14 protein-coding genes are annotated in these 17,046 nt (G+C 74.3%); 6 read left to right on the forward strand and 8 right to left on the reverse strand.

Annotated features, from left to right (window positions below):
- Positions 1-88: 88 nt before the first annotated feature.
- Together CP974_RS14460 and CP974_RS14465 are read left to right on the forward strand one after the other, a co-directional pair.
- Positions 89-283: a hypothetical protein gene (locus tag CP974_RS14460; protein WP_031128385.1), complete on the forward strand. Its 195-nt coding sequence runs from the start codon at positions 89-91 to the stop codon at positions 281-283.
- A 129-nt stretch (positions 284-412) separates the two neighbouring features.
- On the forward strand, positions 413-2,242 hold the full coding sequence (locus CP974_RS14465; protein ID WP_031128384.1) for an acyl-CoA dehydrogenase: 1,830 nt from the start codon (positions 413-415) through the stop codon (positions 2,240-2,242).
- A 255-nt stretch (positions 2,243-2,497) separates the two neighbouring features.
- Here CP974_RS14465 and CP974_RS29625 read toward each other — a convergent pair whose 3' ends face one another.
- Complete coding sequence (locus CP974_RS29625) at positions 2,498-2,638, reverse strand: hypothetical protein (protein WP_158935931.1); 141 nt, start codon at positions 2,636-2,638, stop codon at positions 2,498-2,500.
- 787 nt (positions 2,639-3,425) lie between these two features.
- Here CP974_RS29625 and CP974_RS14475 point away from each other — a divergent pair.
- Positions 3,426-4,721: a M18 family aminopeptidase gene (locus CP974_RS14475; protein WP_031131754.1), complete on the forward strand. Its 1,296-nt coding sequence runs from the start codon at positions 3,426-3,428 to the stop codon at positions 4,719-4,721.
- A 97-nt stretch (positions 4,722-4,818) separates the two neighbouring features.
- The gene (locus CP974_RS14480; protein ID WP_031131756.1) at positions 4,819-5,052 is read left to right on the forward strand and encodes a hypothetical protein; all 234 of its coding nucleotides are present in this window, start codon (positions 4,819-4,821) and stop codon (positions 5,050-5,052) included.
- Positions 5,053-5,397: 345 nt separating this feature from the next.
- Here CP974_RS14480 and CP974_RS14485 read toward each other — a convergent pair whose 3' ends face one another.
- Positions 5,398-7,239, reverse strand: coding sequence for an NHL domain-containing thioredoxin family protein (locus CP974_RS14485; protein WP_031131758.1), 1,842 nt, complete (start codon positions 7,237-7,239; stop codon positions 5,398-5,400).
- Positions 7,236-8,048, reverse strand: a complete 813-nt coding sequence (locus CP974_RS14490; RefSeq protein ID WP_031131760.1) for a carbon-nitrogen family hydrolase — start codon at positions 8,046-8,048, stop codon at positions 7,236-7,238. The genes CP974_RS14485 and CP974_RS14490 overlap by 4 nt, the downstream gene beginning before the upstream one ends.
- Before the next feature lie 202 nt (positions 8,049-8,250).
- On the opposite strand from CP974_RS14490, the gene CP974_RS14495 reads away from it, so the two are divergent.
- A complete protein-coding gene (locus CP974_RS14495) occupies positions 8,251-9,075 on the forward strand; it encodes a maleylpyruvate isomerase family mycothiol-dependent enzyme (RefSeq protein ID WP_031131762.1) in 825 nt (274 codons plus the stop codon).
- 177 nt (positions 9,076-9,252) lie between these two features.
- Here CP974_RS14495 and CP974_RS14500 read toward each other — a convergent pair whose 3' ends face one another.
- The 5 genes from CP974_RS14500 to pdhA form a co-directional block, all read right to left on the reverse strand.
- Positions 9,253-10,500 (reverse strand): MFS transporter, encoded by a 1,248-nt coding sequence (locus tag CP974_RS14500; protein ID WP_031131764.1) that lies wholly within the window; start codon positions 10,498-10,500, stop codon positions 9,253-9,255.
- A 161-nt stretch (positions 10,501-10,661) separates the two neighbouring features.
- A complete protein-coding gene (locus CP974_RS14505; RefSeq protein ID WP_031131766.1) occupies positions 10,662-11,327 on the reverse strand; it encodes a GntR family transcriptional regulator in 666 nt (221 codons plus the stop codon).
- A gap of 183 nt (positions 11,328-11,510) precedes the next feature.
- Positions 11,511-12,986 carry a dihydrolipoamide acetyltransferase family protein gene (locus tag CP974_RS14510; protein WP_051839424.1) on the reverse strand — a complete coding sequence of 492 codons (1,476 nt, stop codon included), beginning with the start codon at positions 12,984-12,986 and terminating at the stop codon, positions 11,511-11,513.
- 30 nt (positions 12,987-13,016) lie between these two features.
- Positions 13,017-13,997: an alpha-ketoacid dehydrogenase subunit beta gene (locus CP974_RS14515; RefSeq protein ID WP_031131770.1), complete on the reverse strand. Its 981-nt coding sequence runs from the start codon at positions 13,995-13,997 to the stop codon at positions 13,017-13,019.
- A 2-nt stretch (positions 13,998-13,999) separates the two neighbouring features.
- On the reverse strand, positions 14,000-15,196 hold the full coding sequence (pdhA, locus tag CP974_RS14520; protein ID WP_031131772.1) for a pyruvate dehydrogenase (acetyl-transferring) E1 component subunit alpha: 1,197 nt from the start codon (positions 15,194-15,196) through the stop codon (positions 14,000-14,002).
- 779 nt (positions 15,197-15,975) lie between these two features.
- On the opposite strand from pdhA, the gene CP974_RS14525 reads away from it, so the two are divergent.
- On the forward strand, positions 15,976-17,025 hold the full coding sequence (locus CP974_RS14525) for a phosphotransferase (protein ID WP_031131774.1): 1,050 nt from the start codon (positions 15,976-15,978) through the stop codon (positions 17,023-17,025).
- Positions 17,026-17,046 lie beyond the last annotated feature (21 nt).

Below are 17,046 nucleotides of genomic sequence, written 5' to 3' on the forward strand. Positions count from 1 at the left end.
CTCGTGGTGCCGAAACGGCTTCCACGCTAGGCAGCCCCGCGCCAGAGTGTGACCAGTACGTCACAGCACGCACGGAAAGGGTGAAGGAATGACCATCGGATACGACGCGGAGGCCGACCGGGAGGCCCGCAGCACGGTGAACGAGCTGCGGATCGTCCTCGGGTCGCACGGGATCAAGCTGCCGTCACTCGGGAGGGACTACGGCGACCCGCCGCTGATCACGCTCGGGAACTGCAATCTCGCGACCGCCCGCGCCCTGGTGGACGTGTTGCGCAGGGCGTGAGGGAGGGGCGTGACGCGTCACAGTCGGGCGCCAGGGGTTGCCCTTATTACCCGTGGGTAGCATCATCGTAGCTACCAGCTGGTAGATGCACGAGGAACCTGCCTCCCGATCCCTTACGGAGCCGTCGCCATGGGGCACTACAAGTCGAATCTCCGCGACATCGAGTTCAACCTCTTCGAGGTCCTCGGGCGCGACAAGGTGTACGGCACCGGTCCGTTCGAGGAGATGGACGTCGAGACCGCCAAGAGCGTCCTGGACGAGCTGTGCCGTCTCGCGGAGAACGAGTTCGCCGACTCCTTCGCCGACGCGGACCGCAACCCGCCGGTCTTCGACCCGCAGACCAACACCGCTCCCGTACCGGAGTCCTTCAAGAAGTCCTACAAGGCGTTCATGGACTCCGAGTACTGGCGGCTCGGCCTGCCCGAGGAGATCGGCGGCACCACGTCGCCGCGCTCGCTGATCTGGGCGTACGCGGAGCTGATCCTCGGCTCGAACCCGGCCGTGTGGATGTACTCCTCCGGCCCCGCCTTCGCCGGCGTCCTCTTCGAAGAGGGCAACGAGGTCCAGAAGAAGATCGCCGAGATCGCCGTCGAGCGCCAGTGGGGCTCCACCATGGTGCTGACCGAGCCGGACGCGGGCTCCGACGTGGGCGCCGGCCGCACGAAGGCCGTCCAGCAGGAGGACGGCTCGTGGCACATCGAGGGCGTGAAGCGCTTCATCACCTCCGGTGAGCACGACATGTCGGAGAACATCCTCCACTACGTCCTCGCCCGCCCCGAGGGTGCCGGTCCGGGCACCAAGGGCCTGTCGCTCTTCCTCGTCCCGAAGTACCACTTCGACTGGGAGACCGGCGAGCTGGGCGAGCGCAACGGCGTCTACGCGACGAACGTCGAGCACAAGATGGGCCTCAAGGCGTCCAACACGTGCGAGATGACCTTCGGCGACCAGCACCCCGCCAAGGGCTGGCTCATCGGCGACAAGCACGACGGCATCCGCCAGATGTTCCGCATCATCGAGTTCGCCCGCATGATGGTCGGCACGAAGGCCATCGCCACCCTGTCGACGGGCTACCTCAACGCGCTGGAGTACGCCAAGGAGCGCGTGCAGGGCCCCGACCTGGCGAACTTCATGGACAAGACCGCGCCGAAGGTCACCATCACGCACCACCCCGACGTGCGCCGCTCACTCATGACGCAGAAGGCGTACGCGGAGGGCATGCGCGCCCTCGTCATGTACACCGCCGCGGTCCAGGACGCGATCCAGGTCAAGGAGGCGGCGGGCGAGGACGCCAAGGCGCTGCACGGCCTGAACGACCTGCTGCTGCCGATCGTGAAGGGCTACGGCTCCGAGAAGTCCTACGAGCAGCTCGCGCAGTCGCTCCAGACGTTCGGCGGCTCCGGCTACCTCCAGGAGTACCCGGTCGAGCAGTACATCCGGGACGCCAAGATCGACACCCTCTACGAGGGCACCACGGCCATCCAGGGCCAGGACTACTTCTTCCGCAAGATCGTCCGCGACCAGGGCGCCTCGCTGAACACCCTCTCCGAGGAGATCAAGAAGTTCCTGGCGGTCGGCACCGGCGGCGACGAGCTGGCCCCGGCCCGCGAGGCGCTCGCCAAGGCGGCCGTCGACCTGGAGGCCATCGTCGGCAAGATGCTCACCGACCTCACCGCGACCGGCGAGGACGTCAAGAACATCTACAAGGTCGGCCTGAACACCACGCGCCTGCTCATGGCGTCGGGTGACGTCGTCGTCGGCTACCTGCTGCTGCGCGGTGCCGCCGTCGCCGCCGAGAAGCTGGCCGCCGGCGCCTCCTCGAAGGACGTGCCCTTCTACCAGGGCAAGATCGCGGCGGCGAAGTTCTTCGCGGCCAACGTCCTGCCGGGCGTCGCCACCGAGCGCCTCATCGCCGAGGGCGTCGACAACTCCCTGATGGAGCTGGACGAGGCCGCCTTCTGACGGGCGCGCCGGCCACGGCGCCCCGCCCCTGAGGCCCAGGCCCCACGACGGCCCGCTTCCCCCGGATGGTCCGGTCCGGGGAGGCGGGCCGTCCGCGTACCCGGAGGGCGGCGGCCCGGGGCCGGACGACCCCGGAGCCGGGCGACCTCAGAGCCGCGCGACCTCGGAGCCGCGCGGCTTGCCGGAAGCCGGACCGCCACCCGGAGCCGGACCGCCCACCCGGAGCCGCGCGGCCCGAAGGCGGACCGGCCGCCCTCAGGCCGTCAGCCGGCCGGGGGCCGGGTCGGCGTGCCGCCCTCGCGGCGGCGGTATCCGCACGGCACCCCGCTCGAACGCGCGCAGGGCGGCGGCCGTCACCGGGAGCACGTCCCCGAGGCGTACCGGATCGCGGTCCACCGCACCCTCCCCCGAGCCCCCCGAACCCCCCGAGCCCCCCGCGCCCGCACGCCGGCCCGCGCCCCACGAGCCCTCCGTGTCCGCACCGGCCCCCGAGCCGGCTCCCGTCCCCGTCCGTGTGCACACCGGGCACAACGGCATCCTGAGCGGGACGCTCCACCGCGCGCCGGGCACCCCGCACACCGAGCAGGCAGGCCCCGTCACCGACCCGGCGGGCCGCCCCGCCGGCCGTACCGGAGACACCGACCGGACCGGGGCCGCGGCCCCACCGGGCCCCGCCGACCCGACCCGCCCCACCGACCCGACCCGCGCCACCGGCCTGCCGGGTGCCACCGACCCACCGGGCCCCGCCGACCCGTCCGGCACCGACCCGACCGGCGCCACCGGCCGGACCGGAACCACCGGCCGGGCGGCCCCCTCCCGCCACGCCGTGGTCTCCGGCCGGAGCGGCGGACCACCCGACCGGGCGGACGGCCCCTCCCCGCCGGGCGCCGGACGCCGGACCGGCCCCGCCGGCCGGGCCCCCGGCGCCGGCGGGCCGCCCGGAGCCGCCCCGGGGCCCGGGGCCGCCGCCCGGCAGGCGCGCAGGGCGGCGCGGACGGCCGCCGCCCCCCGGACGGGCGCGGCGCCGCGCGGGCCGTCCGCGGTCCTCGTCGTCTCCACCAGTGCACCTCCGGTCACGCGTCGGTCAACGGTGTGTCATCCCCACCGATACTCCCAGCCACCACTGACAACGCCCCGCCCGAACCCCTGCGCCCGCCCGCGGGGCCGCCCGTATGGTGTGGGCATGAGCAGCTCTGCCACCCGCTTCGACCGCGGCCACACCGACGACCTGATCACGTTCCTCACCGCCTCGCCGACCCCGTACCACGCCGTGGCGACCGCCGCCGGGCGGCTGGAGGAGGCCGGTTTCCGCCAGGTCGAGGAAACCGCCGCGTGGGACGGGACGACGGGCGGCAAGTACGTGGTCCGGGGCGGCGCCATCGTCGCCTGGTACGTCCCCGAGGGCGCCTCGGCCCACACCCCGTACCGGATCGTCGGCGCCCACACCGACTCGCCGACCCTGCGCGTCAAGCCGCAGCCCGACAGCGGGGCGCACGGCTGGCGGCAGGTCGCCGTCGAGATCTACGGCGGCCCCCTGCTGAACTCCTGGCTCGACCGCGACCTCGGCATCGCGGGCCGGCTCTCCCTCCGCGACGGCACGCACCGCCTCGTGAACGTCGACCGGCCGCTGCTGCGCGTGCCGCAGCTCGCGATCCACCTCGACCGGGGCGCCAACGACGGGCTGAAGCTGGACCGGCAGCGCCACATGCAGCCCGTCTGGGGCCTGGGCGACGACGTCCGCGCGGGCGACCTGATCCGCTTCCTCGCCGACGAGGCCGGGCTCGACGCCGAGGACGTCACCGGCTGGGACCTCATGGTCCACCCCGTGGAGCCGCCCGCCTACCTGGGCCGCGACCGCGAACTGCTCGCCGCCCCGCGCCTGGACAACCTGCTCTCCGTGCACGCCTGCACCGCCGCGCTCACCGCCGTCGCCACCGCCGGGCGGCCCCCCGCGTACATCCCCGTCATGGCGGCCTTCGACCACGAGGAGAACGGCTCCGAGTCGGACACCGGCGCCCAGGGCCCCCTGCTCGGCACGGTGCTGGAACGGTCCGTCTACGCGCGCGGGGGCACCTACGAGGACCGCGCCCGCGCCTTCGCCGGCACGGTCTGCCTCTCCTCCGACGTGGGCCACGCCGTGCACCCCAACTACGCGGAGCGGCACGACCCGACGCACCACCCGCGCCCCAACGGCGGCCCCATCCTCAAGGTGAACGTCAACCAGCGGTACGCCACCGACGGCACCGGGCGCGCGGTCTTCGCCGCCGCGTGCGAGGAGGCCGGGGTGCCCTGGCAGTCCTTCGTCTCCAACAACGACATGCCGTGCGGCACGACGATCGGCCCGATCACCGCCGCCCGGCACGGCATCCGCACCGTCGACATCGGCGTGGCCTGCCTGTCCATGCACAGCGCCCGCGAGCTGTGCGGCGCGCACGACCCGTACCTGCTGGCCAACGCCCTGGTGGCCTTCCTGAAGTGACGCCTCCTCAAGTGAAGCCGTTCCCGGAGGCGTCGGCAGGGCCGCAGGGGGTACCCGAAGGTCTCCGGGACGAGTTCACACACGGAGGAGGCACACCATGGGCCTGGGCGGATGCCTGCTGCTCATCGCGGGAGGCGCGATCCTCACGTTCGCGACCGACTGGGAAGTCAGCGGCTTCAATCTGGACGTCGCCGGACTGATCATGATGGCGGTGGGGCTGATCGGCGTCGCCGCGTACACGAGCCTCGCACGCCGGCGCAGGGCGGTCGTCCCGCCCGTCGCACCGGTCGTGGAGCCCGACCCGCTCCGCGACGACGGCCGCATGCTCTGACGCCCCCGGCGGCCCCGCCCGCCGGGACCGGCGCCCCCACCGGGGCCGGCGCACCCGCACCCCGGCACGCCCCGCCGAGGGCGGCCCCACCCGTAGGCGGTACGCCACACCCCCCACGGCCCCGCCGCACCGCGGCGGTCCGACGCCCCACGGGCGGCCGCCCCGCCACCCCCGCGGCCCGGGCGCCCACCGCACGGCGGGCACCCGGCCGTCCGGCCCGGTGCGCGGGGCGCACCTCGAAGCCACCAGCCGAAGGCGCCGGGGGCCCCTCGGGCCCCGCGAGCAGCCCGAAGCCGCGGGCCCCTGGCCCAGGGCCCTTCCCTCCGGGCCCGCGGGTCCGGCGCCCTACCCCTCGTCGAGACCCGCCAGGATGAGCGGGAGCCGCGCCGCCCCGCCGTCCTCGACGCGCACCGGAACGCCCCAGTCCTGCTGGTGGACGTGGCACGCCGGGTACTCGATCTCCGGGTCGTCGTCGCAGGACGCGGCCATCGCGGAGACGTGCAGGACGCCCTCCGTGACCGACGGGTCCAGCTTCACCTCGCGGAGCAGGTCCGTCCCGCTGCCCGCCCCGTCCGCCAGCAGCTCCGGCGGCGTGGACGACACCAGCAGCCGCGTCGACGGCCCGTAGCGCTCGTCCAGCTTCTGCCCGGCCGGGGCACGGAAGACCACGTCGATGCGGAGCGAGCCGGGCGCCACCGCCGTGGCCTCCCGCTGCGTGCGGTGCGCGACCGCCGCCACCTGCACGGCCTCCTCCGGCAGCCGCAGCCGGGTCAGCCGGTGCCGCGCCGACTCCACCACCACCAGGTCGTCGCCGACGAGGACGGCGTCGCTCGGCTCCCGCAGGTCGGTCGCCAGGGTGGTGACCTCCCCGGTCGCGGGGTCGTAGCGGCGCAGCGCGTGGTTGTACGTGTCGCAGACCGCGACCGAGCCGTCCGGCAGGGCGGTGACGGCCAGCGGGTGCTGGAACAGGGCCTGCTCCGCGGCGCCGTCCCGGTGCCCGAAGTCGAACAGGCCGGTGCCGACCGCGGTGTGGACGGCGCCCTCGGCGTCGACCCAGCGGACGGCGCTCGTCTCCGAGTCGGCGACCCACAGGCGGTCGCCGGCCGCCGCGAGCCCGGACGGCTGCGCGAACCACGCCTCGGCGCCGGGGCCGTCCACCAGGCCCTCGTTGGTCGTGCCGGCGGCGACCTCCACGGTCCCGGCCTCCGGGTCGTACGTCCACAGCTGGTGGACGCCCGCCATCGCGATCCACACGCGGCCCCGCCACCACGCCACGTCCCACGGCGACGACAGCGCCACCTCGCGGGCCGGCCCCGACGTCGGGGAGCCCTGCATCCACTGGGCGCCGGTCCCCGCCAGCGTGGTCACCTCGCCGGTCGCCGGGTCCAGGGCGCGCAGCGCGTGGTTGACGGTGTCCGCGACGACGATCCGGCCGTCCGGCAGGACGCACATGCCCTGCGGCTCGCTGAACCGGGCCGCGTCGGCGGGCCCGTCGACCAGGCCGCGCCGCCCGTCGCCGTGGCGGCGCACCACGGTCTCGCCGTCGGCGGCCACCTCGACGAGCTGGTGGCGGGTGGTGTCGGAGACGAGGAGGTGGCCCGACTCCAGCAGCAGCGCCTTGCCGGGGAAGCGCAGATGGGTGGCGACCGGCTCCGGCGGAACGTACGGCCCGTCACCGCGCCGCAGGGTGCCCTTCGCCTCGTGCTCGGCCTCCAGCTCGGCGACGAGGGCCTCGATCGCCTTGGCGTGGCCCTCGCCCGCGTGCTGGGCGACGACGTACCCCTCCGGGTCGATGACGACGAGCGTCGGCCAGGCCCGCACGGCGTACTGCTTCCAGGTGGCCAGCTCCGGGTCGTCCAGGACGGGGTGCTCGACGCCGTACCGCTCCACCGCGTCCACCACGGCCTGGTGGTCGGCCTCGTGCACGAACTTCGGCGAGTGCACGCCGACGATCACGACGGTGTCGCGGTGCCGCTCCTCCAGCTCCCGCAGCTCGTCGAGGACGTGCAGGCAGTTGATGCAGCAGAAGGTCCAGAAATCGAGGATCACCACGCGACCCCGGAGGTCGGCGAGGTTCAGGTCCTTCCCGCCCGTGTTGAGCCAGCCGCCCTTGCCGATCAGCTCGGGGGCACGGACACGGGCACGGGGGCGGGGCGCGGGGGTGGGCGCCGGGGCTGCGTCGTTCATCCCTCAAGCTTGCCATTCGCGGGGAGGGGCGCCGTCAGGCCCGGTACGCGGTCCTTCAGGGCGGGGAACGACGCCCTGGTCTCGGCCACCTTCGCGGGGTCGAGGGTCACGGTCAGGACCTCCTCCGTGCGGCCGGCCTCCGCCAGGACCTCGCCCCACGGGTCCACGACCACGCTGTGCCCGGCCTGCTCCACGCCCGCGTGCGCCCCGGCCGTGCCGCAGGCCAGTACGTACGCCTGGTTCTCCACCGCCCGCGCGCGGGCCAGCAGCGACCAGTGCCCGCGGCGCCGCTCCGGCCATCCCGCCGGGATGACGAAGGCCGCCGCGCCCGCGTCCACCAGGCCCCGGAACAGCTCGGGGAAGCGCAGGTCGTAGCAGGTGGCGAGGCCGAAGGGCAGCCGCGGGTGCGGGACGACGGCCAGCTCGCGGCCGGCCGACATCAGGACGGCCTCGCCCTGGTCGAAGCCGAACCGGTGGATCTTGCGGTACGACCGGGCCAGCTCGCCGTCCGGGGAGAAGACCAGCGACGTGTTGTACAGGGCGTCGCCGTCGCGCTCCACGAACGACCCGGCGTGCAGCCACACCCGCGCGTCCGCCGCCGCCGCGGACATCGCCTCGTAGGTCGGGCCCCGCAGCGGCTCCGCGTCCGTCGTGAACGCCTCGTAGGCGAACGCGCCGACCGGCCACAGCTCCGGCAGGACCACCAGGTCCGCCGCGGACTCGTCCCGGACGAGCGCCGCCGCCCGCCGTCGCCGGGCGTCCACCGATTCGTCCGGGTTGACCGCAATCTGGATCAGAGAGGCGCGCACACTACCACCGTCCTGGCGTTGAAGCCGTCAATACGGGCCTACGATCGTCACACGAAAGCACTGCCGAGGGGCTTGGGAGGAGCGTACTGTTCTCTCCTGGGGGGATCTTCCCTCCCGAGGACCGCGTCCAGGGGGGACCCCCGGGGCTCCCCGGCAGCCGCCACTGCACCCAGCCCGCGTACCAAGCCGCACGAGGGGTCCCGTGACCGTCCATCCCAGCCTCCAGACTTACGCCGACGCCTGGACCCACTCCATCGAGGCCATATCCGAGCTGGTGACGCCGCTCGTCGAGGGCGAGTGGAACCGCGCCACCCCGTGTCCCGGCTGGTCCGTCCGGGACATCGTCTCGCACGTCATCGGCCTGGAGTGCGAGATGCTGGGCGACCCGCGGCCCATTCACTCGCTGCCCCGCGACCTCTACCACGTGCGCAGTGACTTCGCGCGCTACATGGAGATGCAGGTCGATGTGCGGCGGCACCACACCGCGCCGGAGATGACGGCCGAGCTGGAGTACGTCCTGATCCGCCGCGCCCGCATGCTGCGCAACGAGAGCCGCTCCCCCGACACCCTGGTGCGCGCCCCGCTCGGCGCCGAGCAGAGCCTCGAAGTGGCCTACCGGATGCGGGCCTTCGACGTGTGGGTGCACGAGCAGGACCTGCGCACGGCGCTCGACCGTCCGGGCAACCTCGACTCGCCCGGTGCGTACGTGGTGCGCGACAACCTGCTCGCGGTGCTGCCGAAGGTGGTCGCCAAGGACGCGGGCGCCCCGCCGAACACGGCCGTCGTGTTCGACGTGACCGGCCCCGTGGAGTTCCTGCGCACGGTCCGCGTCGACGCCGAGGGGCGCGGCACGATCGACGGTGCCCCGTCGCTGGGCCCGGCGGTGACGCTGGCGCTGGACTGGGAGACGTACGTGCGCCTCGCCTGCGGGCGGGTGCGGCCGGCCGCCGTCGCCGACCGGGTGAAGATCGAGGGCGACGAGGACCTGGCGCGGGCGATCCTCGCCCACTTCGCCGTCACGCCGTAGGCGACGCGGGGGCTCCACCCGCCGGGCGCCCGGCAGGGCCGGTGCGCCGCCACCGGGGCCGCGCCGGTCCGGCGCGCCGCCCCGGGTGCCGCTCGCGGGCGCCGGGTGCCGCGCGGGCGCCGGGTGCCGCGCGGACGCCGGGGTCACGCGGGTGCCGGGGTCACGCGGACGCCGGGGTCACGCCGGGACGCGGACCGCCTCGGCGCGGGCGGCGGCCAGCCGTTCCCGCTCCACCCGGGCCGTCCGGGCGCGCAGCCGCACGATCTGGGCCACGCCCAGCGCCTGGAGGACGAACACCGACGAGAACGCCACCCGGTAGCTGCCGCCGGTCGCGTCCAGCAGGACGCCGACGGCGAGGAGGGTCGTCATCGACGCGGTGAACCCGCCGATGTTGACGATGCCGGCGGCCGTGCCCTGCCGCTCCGGCGGGTTGGCGGGGCGTGCGAAGTCGAAGCCGATCATCGACGCGGGGCCGCAGGCGCCGAGCACCACGCACAGGGTGACGAGCAGCCACATGGGGGCGCGGTCGCCGGGGTACGCGACGGTGCCCGCCCACACCAGGGCCGTCGCACCTATGGTGCCCAGCGCCAGGGGCGCCCGCGCCGCGTGCCGGCGGGCGATCAGATGCCCGTACACGGGGCCGACGACCATGTTGGAGAGCACCACCACGGTGAGCAGTCCACCGGCCCGCCCGCGCGAGAGGCCCTGCGCCTCCACCAGGAACGGCATCCCCCACAGCAGCAGGAAGACCATGCCGGGGAACTGCGTGGTGAAGTGCACCCACATGCCCAGCCGGGTGCCGGGCTCCCGCCAGGCGCGGGCGATCTGGTGGCGCACGTACGCGCGGCCCGCGTGCGGGACGGGCTCCGGGGCGAAGCCCTCGGGGTGGTCCTTGAGGAACGCGACGACCAGGACGAGGACGACCAGGCCGGCCAGCGAGCTGCCCGCGAACGTCGCCGTCCAGCCCAGCGAGTCCAGCGTCCGCGCCAGCACGATCGTGGAGAGCAGGTTCCCGACGACGCCGAACAGCCCGGCGATCTGCACGACCACCGGCCCGCGCCGCGCGGGGAACCAGCGGCTGCCCAGCCGCAGCACGGAGATGAACGTCATCGCGTCGCCGCAGCCCAGCAGGGCCCGCGACAGCAGCGCCATGCCGTACGTGGGGGACAGCGCGAAGCCCAGCTGCCCGACGGTGAACAGCACGATGCCGAGCGTCAGGACCCGCCGGGTGCCCCACCGGTCCACGAGCAGGCCGACGGGTATCTGCATGCCCGCGTAGACGAGGAGCTGGAGGATCGAGAACGCCGACAGCGCCGAGGCGTTGACGTGGAAGCGGTCGGCCGCGTCCAGTCCGGCCACGCCGAGGGACGTGCGGAAGACGACCGCGACGAGGTACACGCTGACGCCGACGCCCCACACGCACACCGCCCGCCGGCCACCGGGCGGGTCGAGGGGGAGGGCGGGCGAGGCGGGGGAGGCGGCAGGGCCAGGGGAGGGTGAGGGGGTGGAGGAGGCAGAGGATGCGGAGGAGGTTGGGGAGGCGGGGGAGGTTGGGGACGCGGAAGGGTCCGGGGTGGCGGGGGTGTTCACCGGGTCTCACCCCGGACCAGGTCCTTCACGCGGCCGACATGGGCGCGCACGCAGCGGGCCGCGAGCTCCGCGTCGCCGTCGCGCAGGGCCTGGAGGACCTCGGCGTGTTCGGCGATGTTCTTCGTGACGCGGTCGGGATGCGCCTCCATGACCGCGACGCCCATGCGCAGCTGACGGTCCCTGAGCTGGTCGTACAGGCGGGCCAGGATCTGGTTCCCGGCGTGGCGCACGATCGCGGCGTGGAAGCCGCGGTCCGCCGCGGCGACCGCCCGCAGGTCGCCCTCACGCGCGTGGTGCCGCTGTTCGGCGAGGAGTTCCTCCAGCCGGGCCTGGAGCCGCGCGGAGAGCGGTACGGCCTTGCGCACCGCGAACTCCTCGACCAGCAGGCGCGTTTCCACCACGTCCGCGATCTCCTGCGCGGAGACGGCCAGGACCAGGGCGCCCTTCTTGGGGTAGAGCTTGAGCAGCCCCTCCATCTCCAGCCTGAGCAGCGCCTCCCGGACCGGTGTGCGGGAGACCCCGACGGCCTGGGCCAACTCGCCCTCCGTGAGCAGCGTTCCGCCCTCGATGCGGCGGTCGAGCACCGCCTGCTTGACGTGGGCGTAGACCCGCTCGGCGGCGGGCTGGGGCGGCGGGGTCGGCTGGGGCGCGAGGGACGACATGCGCACAGGATAGATACAACAGGGGTGCATCCGGGGGCCGGTCCGGGATGCGGACGGCCACGGGGCCGCGGGCGCGGAGGCCGCGAAGGCCCCGCGGTACGGCCGAGGGCCCGGACGCCGGGTGGCGTCCGGGCCCTCGGGAGGCGCCGGGCCGGTGGAGGCGGGCTCGCACCGGGCCCGGTGTCACGCCCAGGTGATCAGGCGCTTGGGCTGCTCGAGTACGGCCGCGATGTCGGCCAGCACCTTCGAGCCCAGCTCTCCGTCGACCAGCCGGTGGTCGAAGGAGAGCGCCAGCGTCGTGACGTGGCGCGGCTTGACCTTGCCCTTGTGGACCCACGGCTGGAGCTTGATCGCGCCGACCGCGAGGATCGCCGACTCGCCGGGGTTCAGTATCGGCGTGCCGGTGTCGACGCCGAAGACGCCGACGTTGGTGATGGTGACCGTGCCGCCCTGCATGGCCGCCGGGGTCGTCCTGCCCTCGCGGGCGGTGGCGACCAGCTCGCCGAGGGCCCGCGCCAGTTCGGGCAGGGTCTTGGCGTGGGCGTCCTTGATGTTCGGCACGATCAGGCCGCGCGGGGTGGCGGCGGCGATGCCCAAGTTGACGTAGTGCTTGAGCACGATCTCCTGGGCGGCCTCGTCCCAGGACGCGTTGACGTCCGGGTTGCGCCGGATGGCGACGAGCAGGGCCTTGGCGATGAGCAGCAGCGGGTTGACCCGCAGCCCCGCCATGTCCTTGTCGCCCTTCAGCTCCTCGACCAGGCGCATGGTGCGGGTGACGTCGACCGTGACGAACTCGGTGACGTGCGGCGCGGTGAACGCCGATCCGACCATGGCCGCCGCCGTGGCCTTGCGGACGCCCTTGATGGGGACGCGGGTCTCCCGGACGCCGGCCGCGAGCGGCTCGGGCGCCGGGGCGGCGGCCGTCCCGGCGGACGGGGCCGCGGCGGTGGACGGGGCCTGCGGGGCGGCGGGTGCCTCGGGCCGCGCCGGGGCGGCGGCCGGGGCCTGCGCGGCCTGGGCCTGCGCGGGCGCCGCCGCCTGGTGGACGTCGTCCCGCGTGATGATCCCGTCCGGGCCGGACGGGGTCACGGTGGCCAGGTCCACGCCCAAGTCCTTGGCGAGCTTGCGCACGGGCGGCTTGGCCAGCGGACGGGCCTGCGGCGCGGGGGCCGCCGGGGCGGGGGCGTTGCCGTTCAGCTCGCTCTGGACCGCCGCGAGGGCGGCCGGGGCGGCGCCGGTGGCCGTCGCCTGCTTGCGGGGGCGGCGCTTGGTGGACGACGCGGCCACGCCGTACCCGACCAGGACCGGCTGGCGGCCCTGCGGCTCGGCCTCCGCCTCCGCGGCCGGGGCGGGGGCCGCCACCGGGGCCGGGGCGGCCTCGGCGGCCGGGGCCTGCGGTGTGGCGGCCGGGGCCTCGGGGGCGGCGGCCGGCTCGTCGCCGCCCACGTTCACCGAGATGATGACCTCGCCGACGTCGACCGTCGTGCCCTCGGGGAAGCGCAGCTCGTGCACCACCCCGTCGAACGGGCAGGGCAGCTCCACGGCCGCCTTCGCGGTCTCGACCTCGCACACGACCTGGCCGTCGGTGACGGTGTCGCCGGGCTGGACGTACCACTTGAGGATCTCGGCCTCGGTGAGCCCCTCACCGACGTCCGGCATCTTGAACTCGCGGATCACGGGGTGTTCCTCCTAGTACGCCAGCGCGCGGTCGACGGAGTCGAGCACCCGGTCCAGACCCGGCAGGTACTCCTCCTCCAGCCTGGCCGGCGGGTACGGCGCGTGGTACCCGCCCACACGCAGCACCGGGGCCTCCAGGTGGTAGAAGCACCGCTCGGTGATCCGGGCGGCGATCTCGGCGCCGGAGCCGAAGAACACCGGGGCCTCGTGCACGACGACCAGGCGGCGGGTCTTCTCGACGGACGCCTGGATCGTGTCGAAGTCGATCGGGGAGATCGAGCGCAGGTCCACGACCTCGACCGACTTGCCCTCCTCGGCGGCGGCCGCGGCCGCCTCCAGGCAGGTCTTCACCATCGGGCCGTAGGCGAGGAGGGTGAGGTCGGTGCCCTCGCGGGCGACCCGGGCCTTGTGCAGCTCGCCGGGGATGGCCTCGGTGTCGACCTCGCCCTTGTCCCAGTAGCGGCGCTTGGGCTCGAAGAAGATCACCGGGTCGTCGCTCTGGATCGCCTGCTGGAGCATCCAGTAGCCGTCGGACGGGGTCGCCGGGGTGACCACCTTGAGGCCCGCGACGTGCGCGAAGAGCGCCTCGGGCGACTCGGAGTGGTGCTCGACGGCGCCGATGCCGCCGCCGTACGGGATGCGGATGACGACCGGCACCTTCACCGTGCCGAGCGAGCGGGCCCGCATCTTCGCGAGCTGCGTGACGATCTGGTCGTACGCCGGGAAGACGAAGCCGTCGAACTGGATCTCTACGACCGGCCGGTAGCCGCGCAGCGCGAGGCCGATCGCGGTGCCCACGATGCCGGACTCGGCGAGCGGGGTGTCGACGACCCGGTGCTCCCCGAAGTCCTTCTGCAGGCCGTCGGTGATCCGGAAGACGCCGCCGAGCTTGCCGACGTCCAGGCCCATGACGACGACCTTGGGGTCGTTCTCCAGGGCCTTGCGCAGCGACTCGTTGAGCGCCTTGGCGAGGGGAAGCTTCTGCACAGCCATGATTACTCGGCCTCTCCGTTCGCGAAGGACGCCTGGTAGGCGGCGAACTGCGCGCGCTCCTCGTCGACGAGCGCGTGCCCGTCCGCGTACACGTTGTCGAACATCGCCATGTGCTCCGGAACGGGCATGGCGCGGACGACCTCGCGGACGTGCTTGCCGAGGGCCTCGCTCTCCACCTCCAGCTCCTCGAACCAGGACGCGTCGGCGTGGCCCTGGGCCTCCAGGTGACGGCGCAGGCGCAGGATCGGGTCCTTCGCCTCCCAGGCGGCCCGCTCCTCGTCGTGCCGGTAGCGGGTCGGGTCGTCGGAGGTGGTGTGGGCGGCCATGCGGTAGGTGAACGCCTCGATGAGCGTCGGGCCCTCGCCGCGGCGGGCGCGCTCCAGCGCCCAGCGGGTCACGGCCAGGCAGGCGAGGACGTCGTTGCCGTCGACGCGGACGCCGGGGAAGCCGAAGCCCTGCGCGCGCTGGTACAGCGGGACGCGGGTCTGCTTCTCGGTGGGCTCGGAGATGGCCCACTGGTTGTTCTGGCAGAAGAACACGACCGGGGCGTTGTAGACCGCGGAGAAGACGAACGACTCGTTGACGTCGCCCTGGCTGGAGGCGCCGTCGCCGAAGTACGCGAGCACGGCGGAGTCCGCGCCGTCCCTGGTGACGCCCATGGCGTAGCCGGTGGCGTGCAGGGTCTGCGAGCCGAGGACGATCGTGTACAGGTGGAAATTGTTGCTGTTGGGGTCCCAGCCGCCGTTGTTCACCCCGCGGAACATGCCGAGGAGGTTCGTCGGGTCGACCCCGCGGCACCAGGCCACGCCGTGCTCGCGGTAGGTCGGGAAGACGTAGTCGTCGTCGCGCAGCGCCCGGCCGGAGCCGATCTGCGCCGCCTCCTGGCCGAGCAGCGAGGCCCACAGGCCCAGCTCGCCCTGGCGCTGGAGCGCGGTGGCCTCGCCGTCGAAGCGGCGGGTCATCACCATGTCGCGGTAGAGGCCGCGCAGCTCCTCGGGGGTCAGGTCGACGTCGTAGTCGGGGTGCTGGACGCGCTCGCCCTCGGGCGTCAGCAGCTGTACGAGCGGCGGCTCGGAGCTGGAACTCCGGGGCTTCTTCGCGCGCGCGGCGCGCTTGGTGGCACCGCCGGCGGCTTTGGTGCCACTGCTGCTGGTGCCGCCGCGTCGCGGCTGGCGCGCGGCAGTGCTGTCCACGGTCACGTGCGTGCTCCTCCGTCTGTCCGGGCTCCCGGGGTCCGCCGGGTCGCCTGGGGTTCCCCCTCGCTCCTCGGGAGCGGGTCGCTCCTCGGAGCCGGGGGGAAGCGGCTCGCCTGGTCCGTACGCGATGCACGGGGTGGGTGCCCTCGGCCGGAGACAGGCGTGACAGGTGCCCCGGCGAGCGCCCTGTGATAGGCACGTTACCCAGTGCGCAGCGATCCTGCGAAACCCCTCTGACCTGCGATTTTGCTTGGATATCCAAGTAAATCGAGGAGGGCGGGGACAACGCCTGGTCACGCCGCTGGTACGACTGGGACAACACACGGATAACAGCCTCGCAGGCCGCCGGAACACCGGCACGTTATCCCGCGCACCCCGCCGTCGGGAAGAGTTCCCAGGACGGTGATGTGACGCGGGTCATCCCATAGTGATCTAACATCTGACAAGTGCCGCGCTCATCTGTAACGGCTCCGCCCGCCGATTCCGACGTGTTCCACGTCCCCCGGCCGCGCCCCGCCCACCCCGCGCCGGCCGCGCCCTCCCCGCGTGCGGCCGCGTTACCCGCGCCCGCGGCCGCGTTCCCCGCGCGGGTGGTCGCGTCCGGTTCCTCCTCCGGGGCGTACGGGGTGCCCGGGGCGTACGGGGTGTCCGCGTCCTGCACGTCCGGTGCGGGCCGCACGTCCGGTACGTCATCCGGTACGTCATCCGGTACGGCGTCCGGTACGGCGTCGGCCGGGGCGGGGGCGTCCGGGGCCGGGGCGGGCGCCGGCGCACAGGCCGGGGTGGGCGAGCCGGCCGGGGCCGGCGCCGAGTGCCGGTCGGGCGAGCCGCCCGTCGCCGCGCTGCTGCGCCGCTACCCCGCGTACGGCGAGCCGCTCTCCTGCGTCCGCGTCACCCAGGGCCTGCTGAACCGCGGCTACCGGCTGTCCACCACGCGCGGCACGTTCTTCCTCAAGCAGCACCTCGACGCCACCACCTCCCACCACGCCGTCGTCGCCCGCCAGCACCGCGCCACCGAGCGGCTGCACGCCCTGGGCGTCCCCGTCGCGCCCGCCCTGCCGGACGCCGAGGGCCGCACGGTCGCCCAGCTCGGCGGCGACTGCTACGCCCTGCACCCGTGGGTGGAGGGCCGCCACCGGGACGGCGCGCAGCTCACCGCGGCCGGGTCGCGGCGGCTCGGCGCGCTGCTCGGGTACGTCCACACCTGCCTGGAGCGGGTCCTCGGGGTGGCCGGGGTGCACCCGGCCGCCCGCGCGTACGGCAGCGCCGACCCGGACGACACCTTCCGGCTCATCGACGACCTGCTGGCGCTGGCCAGGGCCCGCCGGCGCCGGGCCGCCTTCGACGAGCTGGCCGAGCACCGGCTGCTGGAGCGCCGCCGCCTGCTGGCCGCCCACGCGCACCGGCGCCCGGCCGCGGCGGCGCCCTCGGCGGGCGGCTGGGTGCACGGGGACTTCCACCCCCTGAACCTGCTGTACCGGGGCGCCGAGCCCGCCGCCATCGTCGACTGGGACCGGCTCGGCCTCCAGCCGCGCGCCGAGGAGGCGGTGCGGGCCGCCATGATCTTCTACGTGCAGCCGACGGGACGCCTGGACCTCGCCAAGGTGCGGGCCTACGCGCGCGCGTACCGGCGGGCCGCCGGGCTGGGCGCGGCGGAGCTGGCCGCCGCCGTGCACCGCGTGTGGTGGGAACGGCTGAACGACTTCTGGATACTGCGGTGGCACTACCAGCTCCACGACCGGAGGGCCGACCCGCAGTTCCCCGCGGTGTCGGCCCTGGCGGTGTGGTGGACGCGCGAGTACGACGCCGTACGCGACGCCTTCACGGGCTGAGCCCCGCTCCGAGGCCGGGCC

The organism is Streptomyces fradiae ATCC 10745 = DSM 40063 (genome assembly GCF_008704425.1).
GTDB lineage: Bacteria > Actinomycetota > Actinomycetes > Streptomycetales > Streptomycetaceae > Streptomyces > Streptomyces fradiae.

Coding starts and splice junctions, on each gene's coding strand:
- CP974_RS14485 (WP_031131758.1), bottom strand. CDS start 7,239: ATGAACGACGCAGCCCCGGCGCCCACCCCCGCGCCCCGCCCCCGTGCC.
- CP974_RS14465 (WP_031128384.1), top strand. CDS start 413: ATGGGGCACTACAAGTCGAATCTCCGCGACATCGAGTTCAACCTCTTC.
- CP974_RS14515 (WP_031131770.1), bottom strand. CDS start 13,997: ATGGCTGTGCAGAAGCTTCCCCTCGCCAAGGCGCTCAACGAGTCGCTG.
- CP974_RS14480 (WP_031131756.1), top strand. CDS start 4,819: ATGGGCCTGGGCGGATGCCTGCTGCTCATCGCGGGAGGCGCGATCCTC.
- CP974_RS14505 (WP_031131766.1), bottom strand. CDS start 11,327: ATGTCGTCCCTCGCGCCCCAGCCGACCCCGCCGCCCCAGCCCGCCGCC.
- CP974_RS14510 (WP_051839424.1), bottom strand. CDS start 12,986: ATGCCGGACGTCGGTGAGGGGCTCACCGAGGCCGAGATCCTCAAGTGG.
- CP974_RS14460 (WP_031128385.1), top strand. CDS start 89: ATGACCATCGGATACGACGCGGAGGCCGACCGGGAGGCCCGCAGCACG.
- CP974_RS14475 (WP_031131754.1), top strand. CDS start 3,426: ATGAGCAGCTCTGCCACCCGCTTCGACCGCGGCCACACCGACGACCTG.